Source organism: Tenacibaculum profundicola, from assembly GCF_057220795.1.
On the sequence record NZ_CM170137.1, the window covers coordinates 3477911 to 3496313 of the forward strand.

Consider the following 18403-nt stretch of genomic DNA (forward strand, 5'->3'; position numbering starts at 1 on the left):
ACATCGTAAAGTCTTTGTTTTTTATTGATTAGAAGGAAAAACCTAAGCCAAAGGCAATTCTTTTTTCATCTGTGTTTCCTTGGAAATAAGAAAGGTTTACTGTAAGTATATCAATTCCACTTAACCATAATGAACCTCCGTAACTGGTGTGCCATACGGCATTTTTAGCTTGTTTCGGACTCCAAACACGACCGTAATCGAATCCAGCAGAAATCCCAACTTTTATGGGAAGTATGGATGTTTTAATTTCTCCAAAACGCAGGCGTAAATCATTACTGTGGTAAAAACTTTCCGTACCTGTAAATCGTTGACGATTAAATCCTCGTAAACTTCGATCACCACCTAACGTCGCAGCTTGATAGAATTCGAAACGATTGCCAACATTAATATGAGTACCTATTTCAGATGCAAATACGAACGAACGATTGTGTACTAAGTTTTGATAAATGGCTAGAGCACTTTTAATGTAGCCAAAACGCCTGTTAAAATCATTCATGTTTGATTTGGCGCCTACAGCTACTTCAAAATTCATCCCCTTTGTAGGGAAGCTACTATTGTCAAGTCTATTGTGCGTTAAGCTAATTTCTCCTCCGACAAAGTAGTTTGTATCAAAAATATCGACAACACTTTTGTTGTAATTAGTAATATTCCTGTTAGGGGTATTTTGCACTTTAATTCCTTCGATGGAAGAAGAAAACTTAAGAATATTACCACCTCTATAGCGTCTTAAAAGAGCCGGTGTAAAGCTTAATTCACTCTTTTTGACACGATAATGATCTAAATCGAAGTTTTGATTAAAAATTGTCTGATTTCCCCAGCCAAAAAAGTTAATAGAATAATTATCACTGGTTGCTTTTGCTTTAATCGCTAAACTCCAGTTTCCAAGAAACTCTGTAAATTCACCATTGTATTCTGTATCAAAACCATTAGTGGCAGTAAAATAATTTGCTGAAATAATATGTTGACTTGCAAACGGTTGTTTTTTGAAGCCATGACGTGTATGCGTTAAGGATGCTCCAAAAAAGAAACCATCATCAGGGTTGCTCCCAACACTTGGAAACACGATAGTCGTATTGTTTTCTATGTCTCGGTGGTTATAGGTGTTTTTAAGATAATTGTCTGATCGTAAATCAGCGGTTTCATTGCTGCTATGTAGTGTGTTTTTCTTCGACTTATAATCGTAAATTTTTGTTTTCTTACCCCAACCAGCCACTGATGATTTATCGGTATATACATCATGATCTTGACCACCAATCAAACGAAGTAAAATACCATTCTTTACCTTTCCTGAAATATGAAAAGTATCGTCACCGTTCAATCCGTAAATTTGAATTTCTTTGGTCTCTTTAGTGGTAAATGTACGCTCATAAATAACTTGATCCTTGCGTGTAACAGTCACTTTGGTGTCTGTGTCATTTAAACGCTCAATAGTAAAAGCATCATCCTTATCGGTTCCTGTTATGTAAACCGTTTTAGCATATTTTTTATAATACCTACGCGTAATATTCTTTAAAAGATCTCTACGAGCTTTAATTTTAGCAATGGTTTCAGCGCCATCAATATCATAAATCTTTTTAGGGAATTTTTTGATAGATGACTCGATGATTTCGTCTGTTAAATGTTTTTGAATATAGGTTGCCTGGGTCAACCAATCTTCTAATGTGAGCTCATTCAAAAATTCTGCATCGAAAAAACGCGGATAGTTATTAAACCATTTCATATCCTTTATATCGTTTTCAAAAGTTTGCATGTTTTTCACCAACGGGAAAAATTGTTGAAACAAAGGAATCATTAGTCCATCAAATTTAGAAAAGGGCTGATCTCGATCTCTTGGTATAGGACGATAGTATGTTTTTCCGCTTGCTGTTTTAAAAGAAGCCCAGCGCCATTGATCTTCATGTCTATCCCAGTCGCCAATTACCATATCAAATAAACGCGAACGTACGGCCCATTCTTGGTCGATAGTATGTTTGCCATTTTTGCGAAGTTTCTCTAAAACATCGAAAGTACTTATGATTTTTGTTGAGTTCCCAAAGCTAGCGATATCCTCTCTGTTTCCAGCAGGGCGTTCTTCTAATAGATATAGCTCTCCACCGAAAACATCATTGTATTTTCCTAAGGCAGGTTGTTTAGGCATATAATACAATTTCGGATTCGTATGATAGATATTCACCGCTTGAGCCATATCAGGAATTACAAAGGCAGCATACGGATGTGACATGGTAAAAATATCTTGAATCACATCAATTAAGATGGTACCTTTTAAAATACCTCCCATAATACGGCTACCATCTTTAAACATGGAGCGTAATACATACTGTTTTCCGTTAGCATTTTCTAAACGAAGAGAATTGGTTTGGTTTCCTCCTCCACGCCTAATAGGTTTTAATCCACCGAAAACAGCGTCTAATTCTAATACGGGTACGTTAATTTTTTCACCATATTTATCTCGATGCAAATCACCCCACATAAATTTATGGAAGCCGCTAACTTGTGTGTCTTCAGTAGGGTAAATAGATGTTTGAACAAATTTATTATGGGTGTTAAACTCACTAAAATCATAGTTTCCGTTTACCGTTTTAGGAGCAATAATTTCCTTACTAAATAACAAATTGTTTTTATCTTTATCGTTGGCAGCATAGTATTCAATTACAGCGGATCCATCTTTATAAAAGTTTAGTTTGGCATATCCGTGATTTCCGTAAGTAAAAGGTGCTCCGTAACCGGCAAGTGCAGGAGATTGTTTTGAACCAGCACCGCTAACTACCTGTTTAAAGCCATCATTTTCTATGTATTGAAGGTTGTGTTCATGACCACTTACAAATACAATGTTATTTTTAAAATCTTCTGCAATTGCTTCTATCTCTTGAATGAAGTTTGTATAATTTTTGTTAAAGTTGTCCGTTTGAATTCCTGCATGAGCACGTAACATATTTTTAAAGGTTCCCAATACTGGAAAGGGTGACATATGATCTTTAAAGGAGAAACTTCCTCCGTGAGGGCCATTGCTATATAATGGATGGTGCATGGCAACTACTACGTTTTTGTAGCGATTCTTTTTGAATAAGCCCCAGAGTTCGTCTATAAAACGCTCACGAGTTTTAATATCACAATCTTCATTAATGGTTTGATGATCGTTCCAGTCAGTGATAAACCATTTACTATCTATAATAATAAGAGTTAAGTCATCATTAATGTCTATCTTTTTAAGACCACAACCATTTTGAGGCAGAAAAGAGTTTTTACCTAAGGCTTTTTCTACGACTTTTTCCTGACGCTTTAAGCCTTTTATACCGCTATACCAATCGTGATTTCCAGGAATAAAAACAGGGTTGCCTTTATAATTTTTTACTGCGTCTATTTGAATTTGTAAACGATGCTCAGCCAAGGCTCTTTCAGTATCCTGTTTTTTGGGCATTCCGACCGGATAAATATTATCTCCCAAAAACAAGGCTGTACTATTTTTTGGTGCTGTTTCTAGGTCCTTTTGAAAATAGTTTAACGAGGGCAAGGTTTTACCTATATCTACATAACCAGCATCGCCAATCAAATAAAAAGAATGCGATAGTTCTTTGGTAACTGTGATTGTTCTTGGAGCATGCTTATCAGCATATTGAGCCTTATAAACAGCACATGAGCTTAATAAAACTGATAATAATACATAAATATAACTGTTTCTCATACGGTTACTTTTCAAAATTAATGATAGAATAATTAATATACTTGCTAACGATTATGGCTATAACAATGGTAACGTAAAATTGCCCAACAAGCCCCACCAAAATGGTTGCCTTCTGAGCAATAGGAATGGCAGGTGTTATATCGCCGTATCCAATTGTTAGCAAAGTTATAAAAGAAAAATATAATAAATTTTCACTGTGAGATTTGTAATTTACACTTTGATCAACGAGAAGCCCTGTAAAGGCATTATCATAGACTAAATCTATTGATACAAATAATAAAAAACCTAAAAAACCAAGTGAAATATAACCGCTAATAAGCCCAAAGATAACTTTTCGGTCAACTTTATTTTCTCTCCATACTTGCTTTATAGTATGGAAAGTGACAAGGGTGGTGATGGTGAAGTACATCGAAAACCTTACTAAGAGATAATCACCTGACATATTCCTGTAAGCAACTACATCTCCTCCGAACATGAGTAGTGATATGATAAATAAAATGAAGGAAACCCACATGACTCTTTTAACTTTAGAAAGAATTAAAATACCTGTCAGAGAACTCAAAGAGTATAATACAGGTAAAATAATAGATTCGAAAAATTTAACAGGAAACACTAACGACCCAAAAAGGATGAATAGTTGAACAATTAGAAATAATTCGAATCGATGTTCATATAGAGATACATACCGTTGTCTCATAAGAAAATTAGTCTATTTTTTTAAAACGCAACACTTCCTCTTGCGTGTTATTTGTTAGAGATAATTGGTTATTTTCAATAATATATTTTTTGGTTTTAGTTAAGGTGTTAAAAAATAGATGTTCTAATTGTATGTTATTACACATCATTCGTGTACTGTTTATATCCTCATTAAATTCAATATAACCGTTACTTATATTTTTGATAGTACCTGAAAAACGATTGCAAACGCCTTTTCCAAAAATCTTTTTTTCAGATGGTTTTATTTCTAAACGAGGTCTTTCATGCGAATGGTCAATTTTGATTTCACTACCATTAATATGGGTTAATACCCAGAGATCATTTAAGTTCAATGTTGCATCAGGCATTTCGGATACAATTTCTAGTAGATGATATGTTTTTACAAGTTTTAGGCTTTCGATAGAAACTTTTAATTTATAAATAGTACCTGGTCTATAGTCAAATCCTCTAATGGTGTCATAAAAAGAAGTCCATTGATCAGGCTTGAGTCGCTCTCCAGTTTGCACTTGCATGCATTGTTTGGAAGATGCGCCAGTACATGGAACTTTGGAGCTATTCACCCATATCATCTTCTCGCTTACTTTTTTACTCGGTACACAAGAGATTACGAATAACAAATTAAAAATGTAAACGATTACTTTCATGTTAATCGGCTAATAGGGCTTCGTTAAAAGAGTAATTTTTATAATTTATCTTGAATAGAATACTATATAGCGATGGTATAAAAAGTAAGGTGATAACGGTACCAAAAAGTAAACCTATCATAATACTTACTGCCATTCCTTCCCACATTTCACCTCCAGATAGATACAATGGAATTAATCCTAGCACTGTGGTAAAGGTAGCTAACAGAATAGGGCGGAACCTTTGTAAGCAAGCAGCGATAACGGCATCTTCCGTTGATTTGCCAAGGCTTTGCTCAACTTCCATTCGGTCAATCAGTACGATAGCGTTATTAATTACAATTCCTGCTAAAGAGATAACTCCTAAGAAAGGCATGAAACCAAAAGGCTCTCCAAAGGTAAGTAAGCCAATTACAACACCTATAATTCCTAAAGGTATGGTTAGTAGCACCATTCCCATTTTTCTGAAGGAATTAAACTGTATTATTAACAATAGTACAATGATAAACCCTGATAAAGGTAAATATTGAATTACAGAACCCATACTTTCTGCTGAGCGCTCTGCGTCTCCACCTAGTTCGTAGGTATATCCTTTAGGCCAATTTTTAACTTCTTCTTGTAACCAAGGAGTTACTTCTGCCATGATAGCACTTGCGTTACCTCCTTCACGAAGCTTGGACGAAATATTGATGGTTTTTCGTAAGTTAAGACGTTTGATTTTTGAATATTGCCAGAGCGGAATGATATTAGCTACTTGTAGTAATGGGATACTTTTACCTGTTGATTGTGCAAAAACGTTAAGGGTTTCTAATGATGCTAAGGTTTGTTGCTGACTATCATCACTACGTAATAAGATAGGAATTGATTTATTGTCTTCTCTGTATTCACCAGTATTGAAACCATCTAAAACCGTTTGCAAGGAAATAGCAATATCTTGACTAGAAATACCTGCTGTTTGTGCTCTGTTTTGATCGATTTTAATAAGGAATTTTTTACTTTTTGGTCCCCAGTCATCTTTAATGTTCTTGGCGCCAGCAATAGAGAAGAGTTTTGCTTTTACTGTTTCCGCTATTTTGGCTAATTCACCAGGGTTGGGGCCTGAAATTTTTACTTCAATAGGATTACCTCCGCCTCCAGCACCTAAAGCACCTACTTTAATGTCGGCATTTGGGAAGTTTTTGAAACCGTATTTATCTAATTTAGCAATCATCTCTTTATTTTCATTAAATGAAGAAGTATTGACTAAAATATGAGCATAACTTGAATTCGCTTCATCTTGACTATATCCTAAATCATATGATTCTGGACCTTGTCCAATATATGAAGACCAGCTAAGAATACCTTTGGGGTTGCTTTTTGTGGTTTTTAAAGAATCTAACATAAATTGTTCTATCGATGAAACAATTTGTTGTGTGCGCTCAATTTTAGTGCCTAGTGGGAGGTTTACATCAATAGTGATCATATTACGATCACTATCTGGAAAGAAAACAAAGTTAACTTTGGTAAACCCGTACAATGATAAAAAGAAAGCGATAAAAATGCCAATAGTGACTTTCCATTTGTTCGTAAGGGCAATTAAAATTAGGTTTTTGTAATACACTTTCAATGCATCTATGCTCTTATCAATAATACTTGGTTTTTTAGTACCCTTTGGTTGTATATTTAAAAACAGATAACAAAACATTGTTATGACAGTAAGAGCAATGATCCAAGATGATAACAAAGCAATCGTGATTACCACAAAAATAGGCCCTACAATATCTCCCATCGTTGTTGGCGACAAATAAAAAGCTAAAAAAGCAGCGGATGTGGTTAAAGTTGAGATAAGTAAAGGCATCCATAACTCAGAAAAAGCTTGCGTGGCAGCCTCAAATCTTTTTACACCTTGTTCCATTTTAACCATGATGGTTTCAGCAACTACAATTGCATTATCAACTAACATTCCAAGTGCCATGATCAAGGCAGCCAGTGTTACCTGGTTCAATCCCATATCGATTAACCCCATAATCATAAGAGTCATAATTGTAACAATAGGGATCAAACTAGCAATAACAAATCCTGTTCTGATTCCTAAAAAGATCAGCATAACAACTAAAACAATACTTATTGATTGCAATAAGTTGGAGATAAACGAATCTATTTTAGCATCGATATATGAGTCTAGTGATGATACACGTGTCAATTCTAACCCTATTGGTAATTTTACTTGCCATTTGTTTACGACAGAATTAACAACTTCTCCCAATTGTATTATATTGGCTCCTTTTTTTAAGTTAACATGTATTGAAATGGCAGTTTTTCCATTGACTTTTACAAGTTGTTTTGAGGGATCTATATATCCTTTTTTTATCGTGGTTATATCTCCTAGTTTAATTAATTGTGCGCCTCCTTTACCCACGGGAATCAACAAATCATTAATGTCTTTAATAGAGTTGAAATTTCCAGTAGGTTCCAGGATAATTCTTTCATCACCTACGTTCACCTGGCCTCCAGAAATTAAAATATTAGTATTTGATATAAATTGTTGAAGCTTTGATGATGATAAACCATATTCTTTAAGCCTGGTATTATCAAATTCTATAAATACGCGTTCATCTTGCACACCACCAAGTGTTACTTTAGCAGCATCTGGTAGTTTTATTAAATCATCTTTTATATCATCAGCATACTCTTTTAATTGGGCATATGAGAAACCATCAGAGGTTAAGCCTACCACTATTCCATAAACGTCTCCAATGCCATCGTCATTTAAGTTAGGATTAACTCCTTGTGGTAACCCCTTCATGGCGTTAAGTTTCCTTCTCAAACGATCCCAAACGGATTGCATCTTATGTTTAGGTACTTCGTCTTTTAATGTAACGGAAACAATTGATAAACCAGTTCGAGAGGTGCTAGAGACATTTTTAAGTTCTGGTAATTCTTGTACTATTTTTTCAATTTTATCACTAACTAACTGCTCAACACGCTCAGGACTTGCACCAGGAAAAGAAGATACTATACTGGCAGCTCTTACGGTATACGGAGGCATACTATCACGTGACAAACTAGAATACATGATGAGTCCCATGATAATTATAGTGGCAAGTACCGTAAAGGTTATTCGGTTTTTGTCGATTGAAAATTTTGCTAAGTTCATGTGGTAAGTTGCTTTAAGGTTATTGAAGTTTTACCTCTTGTCCGTTTAATAAAGTTTGCAAACCAGCTGTTGCAATTTTTTGTCCTGGTAATAGCCCCGAATTAATAATAAAGCCTTTAGGTGTTAATTCGCCTATAACCACTTTTTGTTTAAATACTTTTGCATTTTGACCTTCTTCTTTAATTAAAAACACGAAGTTTCCATTACTATCTTCTCCAACCGCATGCGCTGGGGCAACTATTTCTTTTTTAGTGGTCTTGTTGGTATCTTCCAACTGAAACACAACATTCGCTGCCATACCACTTTTAACTTCTTTCGACGGATTTATTAATGCAATTCGAACAGGATACGTAGCTGTATTACTATCAACTGATGGAGATACTTCAGTTACTTTTCCTTGAAACAGTTTATTTGGAATAGATGAAAAAGAAACTTGAACCGACATGTTTTCTTTAACAATGTTAATGATACTTTCTGGTATACCTAATGAAATTTCCATATCGGTACCTGCGTTTAACGTTGCTATAGTTTGACCTGGGCTTATGTTTTCATCGATTTCAGCAGCCACAGATGAAATAACACCATTTTCTGGGGCAATTACATAACCAAATCGAATTTGTTCTTGTTGTAGCGCAACACTTTGTTTGGCAGAGTTATAAGAGTTTTTAGAAGAGGTGTGTTGGTTTTTGGCAGCTTCGTAATTACTTAAAGAAACACTTCCTTTTTCGAAAAGCTTACGGTTTCTGTCTAAGCTTAGTTTTGCAGTGTTCATTGCCGATTCGGCACTATTAAGATTCGATATTGTACTCTGATAATTTAAACGAGCTTGTACGTTATCTAAAGTTGCTAATTGCTGACCCTTGCGAACTTTTTGTCCAATTTTGATATCGAATGAAGTAATAATACCTGAGCTTCTAAAACTAAGTTTTATGATTTTACCCGTGCGGGAAGTTCCACTAAATGATCGAATTTTACCTCCTTCGTAGTACCCTACTGTTTTGAATTCTACAGGGCGGATTAATTTTACAGTTTCTTTTTTCTCTTTTCCACAAGAAATTAAAAATAGTAAGGAGAAGGTACCTACGAAAAGTTGAATTATAGATTTCATCATTCTGAAGTTTTTAATAGTTGAATTGAGGCTTTATTTTTTAGTTAATAAGTATTGTTGAAAACGTTGTCTGAATTTATCGTTTTCAGCTTGAGTATGTAAAAGGAAGAAATACCCGATATTACGCTCTAATTGCAGTGCGTTAATAAAAAAATTATAGACGGCATTGGCTCTTGATAATTGTGCAGTGATGTAATTGTTTTGAGCATCTATTAACTGTACGAAATTCACAGCACCTTCCTGATATGAAGATTGGGTTAGCTCTAATACTTCTTTTGCTGTTTGTTCAGAAACTTTTGAAAGCTCAATATTAGAAATTTGATTGATTAGATTATATACATCTCTGCGCACATTAGAGGTAATATTTAATTCGCTGTTAAGACGATTGGTTTCTATTTGGTCTTTTTGAATCATCGCCGTCTGCTTATCAATATTGTTTTGGTTTCTATTGAAGATAGGAAGTGACAAGTTGACGCCAACATTGTAATTGTTATCGATCAAAGAAAAGCCTGGGGGCGGAGTGCTTCCTGCACCTTTTCTGGTAAAAGTATGATTATATTGTCCTTGTAGTGCGATTGTAGGGATAAACCTATTGCTACCACTTAACTTAATATTGCGTTCAGTTGCTTTTAAATTATAGTCAAGAGATTTTAATTCTGGTGCATTTTTTTTTGCTTCCTCAATTAAAAAAGAAATAAAAGGTTCACGGGTGGTTGGATTATCTAATAACTCTGTTAATTGGCTATAATTGTAATCTTTGTAAAGCCCTTTGTCTAATACAGCATCGTTAACATCAATCTCCATTTCTATGGGATTATTGAGTAATTGATTTAAATTGATTTGGCCTTGTTGCAATTGATTGATTGCTTCAATCATTGCTTGCGTATTTTGTGCTAATTCACTACGAAAACGCAATACGTCCGACTTTCCAGACTCGCCTGCTTCAAAATTTTGTGTTGCTATTGCTAGGTTTTTTTTAGTAAGCTCTAAGTTCCTCATTCTAACTTTGGCATTAGCTTTTAAAATTAAGACATTGAAATAGGCGTTTGATGCATTAAAAACGGTGTTTAGTTCGTCAATATTATAACTTTCTTCTTGTGCTTTCTTTAAATTTTTTTGAATAGTAATATTTGCACTTGCCGCAGGTGAAAATAAGGTTTGTTGTAAGGTTATATTTCCAGAAGTTGAGAATTCAGGGTTTTGACCATTGCTGATTTCTGCTAAACGAGGGTCAATATAGGTACTCGTTGCAGCACCGGTAATACTTGGTAAGTAATTACTTTTGGCGCTTTTTATATTTTGGTTACTAATGTCTATGTTTTTCTGACTAGCGATCAAGCTTAGGTTCTTTCCTAACACCTGTTGTATTACTGTTTCTAGGTCGTATGTTTTTTGGGCATTTATGTTTTTCATCTCACCTATAAAATCAGTGCTATTTAGCAGACTGTATTTGATGGGAACTCCAATTGTTTTTGCCGTATTATAATTAATAGTTAAACGAGGACTGTATTCGATATAAACAGGCATTTCAGATAATGGAGCTCCGTTGACGTAGTTTTCAACAGTTAATGAAACTCGGCGTATAAATTGATCAAGACTGTTTTCGGACTGATTGGTAGCCATAATTCCATTTCGTACATCTTTTATGTTGTTTATCGTAAAAGAGGGTAGCTTTTTATCAATGAATGTGTTTGCTAATAGCTTGGTTTCTTCATCCGTTAAGAAGAAACCACCGGCAATATATACAGCATCAACTCCGCTGAGGTTTGAAATAATGTCATTGGTGTTTTCGAATGGTATTAGTTTGTAATTCGCTCCGGTTTCTCTTAAATCTTTGTCAAAGGTCTCCTTCAAAGGTAGAATGTTTACAAAAGGAGCTTCAATTATAATTCCTACGTTTTTAAAATCAGTAAGTTCTTTTAATTTTTTTAAATCGTCTAAATACGATTGCGAGTTGATTAAATAGGTGAAATTTGGTGTGTTTGAGCTAGTTTTGGAAAGATCAATCTTGTTAAAATCTCTGTTTACTGCACCAAATAAAATAGTAGGTTTAGGATAGTTTTTTTGATTTTCAACAACCTCACTATTCACGATGCCAAAGGCCAAAATGATATCGGTTAAATTGTTGTTTAATAGGGTTTGGTAGTTTTGTTGTGCCTTATTTAAATCATAATTGTTAATTAGAAGACTATTATCAGGGAAATTGATGATGGCATCTTCACCTACAATAGCTTTAATTTGACTTTTTAATTGATTCAGTAATGGATCGACTTCTGAAGTATGATAGTCTAGAAGTACACCGATATTGTAACTCTTTTTCACCTGTGACTGTAATGCAGATAGGCATAAGATGAGTATAAAAGTGGTTAGTTTTTTCATGTAGATATAGTTTTTTAAAAAGAAAAAAAAACAAAATAAAACGGGCGCAAATTACGTAAAATTAACTTAAATAAAAAATGACAAATATGCAACTATATATTTAACTTGTTGAAAATGAGTGACTTGTTCCATTGTTTTATAGTAGTGCTATAGGCTAGATAAAGAGATGAAATATTCCCTAAGTTAAAGGGGATTAATGTGGTAGAGTAACATTTCTGATAGTAACTTGGAGATCATAATTATTTATGATAAATACCGATCCATCGGTACTACGCAAGCATGGCTGTAAGGAAATGGTTGTGTAACGTTATCTAAGAATCGATATAAAGATGTTTTAAAAAGCCTTTGTTATTGAATTTTTGTAACGAGAAGCAGGTTTTTCAGAATGAGATTTTATGGTTTTTTTAGAATTTTGCTAAAAGATAAAACAGGGAACTTAAGGGAGCTGTTTAATTACTTTTTTCAGTATGATTATTATTCTCCTTAGATAATTATTGTTCTGATATTCTTTTACTAAGCAAAGTTATTTTCCTTCAAAATTAGAAAAACGAATAAATTTTATGAACTGCATGACAACATAGAGCAACCCACTTTATGACGAGCCCATTCAGGACGTTTAGCAAACCATTTTTGATGTTGAGGTTGTTCGTTATAAGGATGTTTTAACAGTTGATAAAACTCTTCAATTAAGCTGTAATCGTCTTTGTTCGCTTTATCAATGGCTAATTGTGCCATATAATTCCTTAGTACGTATTTCGGGTTTACTGCATTCATTTGCTGCTTGCGTTTTGCTAGGGGTTGCGTCTCTTGTTGCAGTCTAGAAATATATTGAGCAAACCAGTTTTCCCAATGTTTTTTTAGGTCATCCTTTAGTTCAGATGGTTGGTAAAAAGCTTCAGTAACTTTTTTAAAGGCTGACAAGGTTGTGTCTTCCTTTGTGATTCCAGAGAGGTTTCTGAAGAAAAGGGTCATATCCGTTTCACTAAGTTGAAGTGTTTCTTCAAGTTGTTCAATAAGTTGCTGATCCTTTTCATTTGTTTCATACAATCCTAATTTGTTTTTCATCATAGTATTATATCCTTTGATGTACAAATCATTGTAATCATTTAATATTTGCTGAATAGGTTCTGGATCTTCTATTAAAGAATACAAGGCATTTGCTAGTTGAAATAAATTCCATAGGCCGATATATGACTGATTGCCGAATCTATATCGTTTATGTTGAGCATCAGTAGTATTGGGAGTCCAATTAAAATCATAACCTTCTAACCAACCATATGGTCCGTAATCTATAGTCAATCCTAAAATAGACATGTTATCAGTATTCATTACCCCATGTACAAAACCTACACGTTGCCAATGTATAATCATTTCAATGGTCTTGTCTCGAACTAATGTGAAGAAATCTAGGTATTTGCTTTTTCCTTCTGATGTTATTTCAGGATAAAAATACTGAATGGTGTAATCTATTAATTGTTGAAGTGCTGTATAATTCTTTCTTGCGGCAAAAATTTCAAAAGAACCAAAACGAATAAAGCTAGGAGCAAGCCTGCAAACAACGGCTCCTTTTTCGTAGGCCGCATTTCCGTTATACATAACATCTCGTAATACTTGATCTCCTGTTAAACTTAACGACAAAGCTCTAGTGGTAGGTACCCCTAAATGATGCATTGCCTCACTGCATAAATATTCTCGTATTGATGAGCGTAAAACAGCCAATCCGTCGGCAGTTCTAGAATAAGGAGTTTCACCAGCACCCTTCAGTTGTAGGGCCCAACGCTTTTTCTTATGAACTAGTTCCATCAAATTAATAGCTCTACCATCTCCTAATTGTCCTGCCCAATTACCAAATTGATGCCCTCCATAACACATAGCATATGGGTGGGTGTTCTCTAAAACCTCATTTCCAGTAAAAATATTTAGAAATTTGGGTGTTTTCGAATCTTTTTTTGTCAAGCCCAATTCAGTTAACATCTCATCCGAGGTATGAATCAATGATGGTTTTATTGTTTTTTTAGGACTTACATATGAAAAACAAGAATCAAAAACTTGCCTGCGAGTATTTTCTAAATTTTTATCTGCTGGTAATTCTTTGGTGAAGGTATTGTTGATGTTAAATTTCATGGTGATTTTGGATCAGCTATCCGTCTGATTTTAGTCGTAAAATTAACTAAAAAATTACAAGTGAAAAAGAAGGACTCTAAACTATTTATTGGCTACTTGTTTTCTTAGATAATTTTGATGAATCCTGTAATAATTAGTCTGAAAGAATTCTGATTTGTTATACTTCATCTTTTTCAACTATGTACAAAGACTGGCTTTTTTTATAAATTGCTTCAAGTTATAAAATGGATTCATTGCTGCTTTCTAATTTTAGAGAGGTTGCATTTACACAGTAACGCAAACCACTTGGTTTTGGTCCATCAGGAAAAACATGTCCTAAATGTGCATCACAGGTATTGCATAAAACTTCAACTCTAACCATACCATGTGAAGTGTCTTTATGGTATCTAATAGCATTTTCTTTTACTGGTTGCGTAAAACTTGGCCAACCAGAGTTGGATTCATATTTAATGCTTGAATCAAATAATGGTGCATTGCAACATATGCAATTATACTTGCCTTCTGAAAAAGCAGTACAATGTTCACCACTGAAAGGTTGCTCAGTTCCTTTTAATCGTGTAATAGAGTAAACTTTAAAAGGGAGTATTTTTTTCCATTCGGCATCCGTTTTTTCTACTCTCGAAGAAGGAGTGGGGTTTCCGTTTACTGCGAAACTAATAATGTTTTTCCAAGTGAGCATTTTATCTGTTTTTTAAGAAAGCTTCTAATTAATTTAGCGTGTTGTAATTATATGAGTATTGAAAATTACAAAATTTCATTATTTTTACGCAATAAAAATAGCTAATTCATGAGTAATTTAGTTGAAAAAACAGCGGATTATGTTCTAAATTTTTTAAATACAGGTTTAGAAAGAAGGTTTGTGTATCATAGTGTAGCTCATACACAACGTGTTGTGGAGAAAGCAAAAGAGTTAGCTGTATTAGAAAATTTGAGCGAGAAAGATCTTCAAACATTATTGATAGCGGCTTGGTTTCATGATGTGGGTTATGTGGTGAATGCTGATAATCATGAAGAGGAGAGTGTTAAAATAGCTTCCCAGTTTTTAAAGGAACAAGGAGCAGATGTGCTTATCAAGGAGGTGTCTGAAGTGATTTTGGCTACAAGAATGAAAGAGAAGCCCACTACGTTATTAGAGAGGTTATTAAGAGATGCCGATTGCTCTCATGTTGGGAGTAAAAATTATGATGAATTTTCTCAATTACTTCGAAAGGAACTTGAGTTGGTTAAAGGAGTTACGATCTCTGATCTTGATTGGTTTAGTGATACTATTAATTTCCTAACGAAAGAGCATCAATTTTATTCTACAAGCGCTGTTAAGGTTTGGGGGAAGCAAAAAGGAAAGAATTTGGCTCAGTTGCTGAAAAATGAAAAGAAAGTAAAACAAGAGCTCGTAAAAACAAAACAAAAAGAAGAGGAATTAGCATTTAAGAAGAGTAAAATAGAGCTTCCAGAACGCGGAATTGAAACTATGTTTAGGGTAGCCCTAAGAAATCATATTACACTTAGTGATATTGCTGATACCAAAGCAAACATTTTGTTGTCTGTGAATGCTATCATAATTTCAATGGCACTTTCTACGTTGATTCCAAAGTTAGACAATCCTTCCAATAGTTATCTTGTGATTCCATCTGTCGTTTTTATTGCTTTTACGGTAACATCTATGATACTTTCCATATTGGCAACCAGACCTAATATAACACAAGGAAAGTTTACCAAAAAAGATGTAGCAGAGAAGAAAGTAAATCTTATTTTTTTCGGGAACTTTCATAAAATGAGTTTAGAAGAATTTGAATGGGCAATGGATGAAATGTTGAAAGACCGCGATTATTTATACGGTTCACTAACTAAAGATTTGTACTTCTTAGGGGTGGTTTTAAATAGAAAATATGGATTGTTAAGAACAACGTATACCGTTTTTATGATTGGCATTATTATTAGTGTTTTATCTTTTATGATTGCTTTTTACTTACAAAGTAATACACCACCATTATCATAAGCTATATCATTATGAATTGAAAATGGCATAAAAAAAATAAGGACGTTTTATTTCACAGTGGTTTTATCTTGTAATATTATTTCCGGTGTTAATTTACCAGACATCATTATTATAGTAAATGCCGATCTATAGGCAAAACACAGGCATGATTGTAAGAAAAGGATTGAGTCTTCTTAGCTAAGAATCGGTATAATAAATTTTCTATTTCAGAATTCGGGTTAAATGGTAGTGTTATTTTTTAAATTCATTCAATAATTGATCTATCGTGATGGTTTGATCTTCAGAAAATTCTTCTTGATACCTAACTTCAACACGCAGGGCCTTTAAACCAGAAACACCTTGTAAGTCTTCTAATTCTAACTTTTCGATACCCCCAAGTAGGTTTTTAGATTGTAAATATTTTATATATTTCAAGTACTCTTGGGCGTCTTTGTCTTGTGAATATACAATAGCTATTTTACCAGGCACGGTTAATCTCTTGCTCGTGTTTTTTATATGTACTTTATCTATTCGTTTTTTTATTATTTCATAACGAATATTATAGGCGCCATCAACATCAAACTGTTTTTCATCCATTCGAAACTTTATGGCTAGGGAGTTGCTATGTACCAAAATAAGCGAGGCTACTTCTAGATCGTGTGTTAGTTTTTTTCTTGTTGTGTTAGCAAGATTTTCCATTTCACACATCGTTTGTAACTGCCACAATTTTAAGTTGTGTAAGAATAAATTATCGAATTTTTTTAACTTTGTTAAAGCCTGCCCTATATACATATTGTACTCAACGCCATCTGTTTTGTAGCGTTCAAAATAGTGTGGGAACATCGCTTGAGCTTCTTCTTGCTTACTATCAAGGTATCGTGCAAGCTTATCATTTAGTTTTGTTACGCTTTCTTCATAAGATTTTCGTTTGTCGTATATGACATGAAGGTTTTTATCTAAGCTATTAGTATATGATTCAACACGGGCATTTAGGTTAGGGTTGATCTTTTTGATATGATTAAAAACAGGGTGAATATCATGCTTTAAAAAATCCAATATTCCTATTTCGTCCCCAGCCTTTAATCCTTTTTTAACCTCTTGTAAATACCTGGATACTCTAAAGATTAATTCATCATAAATGGGTAGTTTTTCAATTTTACAGGCTTCATTTAATACATTTGTAGCAAGATTTAATTGTGCTATTAGATCGTCTTTAATGGCTTTGTTTCTCGCGACAGAAGATCCTTTTATATCTATTTGACCATAAAGCGGATATACATCATCAAAAATAATTTCTTCTATTTTGACATTTTCTTCTTTTGAATATAAGGCGCTTTGGTAGTTTTCAGCAGCTTCATAAAACTTCCATTTAACCGAAGGATGAATAGAGGTGTAATGTTCTTGAATAGTAGCTTCTAAAATATTTAAAAATTCCTCAGAATTCCTTTCGGCAGCAGCTTCAAAGACAGGAATAATGTCTTTTAATTTTTGTTTGTTAACCGAATTTAGTTCATAAGGTTTAGGGGATGCTATTTCTAACAGCACTAAATCTTTTTTATTCGGAGTTTTAATTGGGATTAAAACAATGCTTCCGATGTTATTTTTGACTAACTGTTGATAAAAATTATTCTTGTTTGAGTTTTTACCGTATTTTTCTACATCTGAAATGACAGCATCTTCATTTTGTTTGAATACTTTAGAGACTATAAAATCACAGAAAAAATCAGAACAAGTTATTGGGGTTCCTTCTTCAATTAAAATACTTTCTGACTTTTTTACTCTTGGTGCTTGCACTTCCAAATTGCTTACATCGAATACAGAAAACCCAATCTTTAAGTTTTTGATGGCGTAGAACTCACTTAAGTTTGTTCTTAGTTTTTCAACAATATTTCCATCATCTTTTTGAAGTAGATTTGTTCTGATTGCCGTTAATGTTTCATCCACCGTTACATCAAATAAGTTTAGGATAGCAAACCCTTTTAAAATGTAAGAATTGGGTGGGAATTTTTCTCTCCAAATATCAATGTTTTCAAAATTATCTAATAATAGTTTAATGTCTTCATTGGTAATTACAGGAGCATCATCTGTGGGTATAACCTCTATAAAATCAATGTTAGTAGCTACCCTGTAATGTTTAGTAACTCCAAGATTTTTGTCCGGGATATCAAAATAAAAAGGCCTTTTTAAATCTACTGAATAGTTGTATACAACATCTAAAATAAGTGTACATGCAAAAATGTACATAGCATCATTCTCAAAATTTCTGATTTTTAGTATGTAGTCATCCCCTGCATTTTTAAGAATATTTTTAAATCTTTCCGTGAATTTAAAGGAGACAAAAGAGAAGGGTATTGTAGCTGTTTTTATTTCATTAGTTGTTAAAATCTCTGGAAATAAAGCATCTAAGAGTAAACTAATTGTATGGCTATGTTTATGTAATAATGAAAAATCAGAAAAACCATGAATGAGTTCGGGATGTTTTTCAATTTCAGTAATCATTACTTTCGATGATTGATGAAAAGGATGGTTAATTAAAGGCTCACTTGCATATTTTTGAAAAATTTCAAAAACCTTTCTAAAACTAATTTGAAGCTGTACGGGAAGCTCAATGTTTTGAGTTTCCTTTATGTTTCTAATTTCCATTATCACTATTTTTCTT

At 33.7% G+C, this 18403-nt stretch carries 10 protein-coding genes; 1 reads left to right on the forward strand and 9 read right to left on the reverse strand.

All coding sequences use genetic code 11. The features are described from left to right. Positions 1-28: 28 nt before the first annotated feature. From AC2TDS_RS14595 to msrB, 8 genes are all read right to left on the reverse strand, one after another. On the reverse strand, positions 29-3682 hold the full coding sequence (locus AC2TDS_RS14595; RefSeq protein WP_484736312.1) for a ShlB/FhaC/HecB family hemolysin secretion/activation protein: 3654 nt from the start codon (positions 3680-3682) through the stop codon (positions 29-31). A gap of 4 nt (positions 3683-3686) precedes the next feature. Further along, a complete protein-coding gene (locus AC2TDS_RS14600; RefSeq protein WP_484736313.1) occupies positions 3687-4379 on the reverse strand; it encodes an ion channel in 693 nt (230 codons plus the stop codon). 7 nt (positions 4380-4386) lie between these two features. Continuing rightward, positions 4387-4959: an META domain-containing protein gene (locus AC2TDS_RS14605; RefSeq protein ID WP_484736314.1), complete on the reverse strand. Its 573-nt coding sequence runs from the start codon at positions 4957-4959 to the stop codon at positions 4387-4389. Between the two features lie 85 nt (positions 4960-5044). Then, a complete protein-coding gene (locus tag AC2TDS_RS14610; RefSeq protein ID WP_484736315.1) occupies positions 5045-8158 on the reverse strand; it encodes an efflux RND transporter permease subunit in 3114 nt (1037 codons plus the stop codon). A gap of 19 nt (positions 8159-8177) precedes the next feature. Next, positions 8178-9269 (reverse strand): efflux RND transporter periplasmic adaptor subunit, encoded by a 1092-nt coding sequence (locus AC2TDS_RS14615; protein ID WP_484736316.1) that lies wholly within the window; start codon positions 9267-9269, stop codon positions 8178-8180. Positions 9270-9299: 30 nt separating this feature from the next. Then, entirely contained in the window at positions 9300-11645 is a 2346-nt protein-coding gene (locus AC2TDS_RS14620; protein WP_484736317.1) for a TolC family protein, read from the reverse strand. Between the two features lie 558 nt (positions 11646-12203). Beyond that, the gene (locus AC2TDS_RS14625) at positions 12204-13769 is read right to left on the reverse strand and encodes a protein adenylyltransferase SelO (protein ID WP_484736318.1); all 1566 of its coding nucleotides are present in this window, start codon (positions 13767-13769) and stop codon (positions 12204-12206) included. A gap of 217 nt (positions 13770-13986) precedes the next feature. Beyond that, the gene (gene msrB, locus AC2TDS_RS14630) at positions 13987-14448 is read right to left on the reverse strand and encodes a peptide-methionine (R)-S-oxide reductase MsrB (RefSeq protein ID WP_484736319.1); all 462 of its coding nucleotides are present in this window, start codon (positions 14446-14448) and stop codon (positions 13987-13989) included. A 108-nt stretch (positions 14449-14556) separates the two neighbouring features. On the opposite strand from msrB, the gene AC2TDS_RS14635 reads away from it, so the two are divergent. After that, the gene (locus AC2TDS_RS14635) at positions 14557-15765 is read left to right on the forward strand and encodes a Pycsar system effector family protein (protein ID WP_484736320.1); all 1209 of its coding nucleotides are present in this window, start codon (positions 14557-14559) and stop codon (positions 15763-15765) included. Between the two features lie 231 nt (positions 15766-15996). On the opposite strand, the gene AC2TDS_RS14640 is transcribed toward AC2TDS_RS14635, so the two are convergent. Further along, positions 15997-18387, reverse strand: a complete 2391-nt coding sequence (locus tag AC2TDS_RS14640) for a GAF domain-containing protein (protein ID WP_484736321.1) — start codon at positions 18385-18387, stop codon at positions 15997-15999. Positions 18388-18403 lie beyond the last annotated feature (16 nt).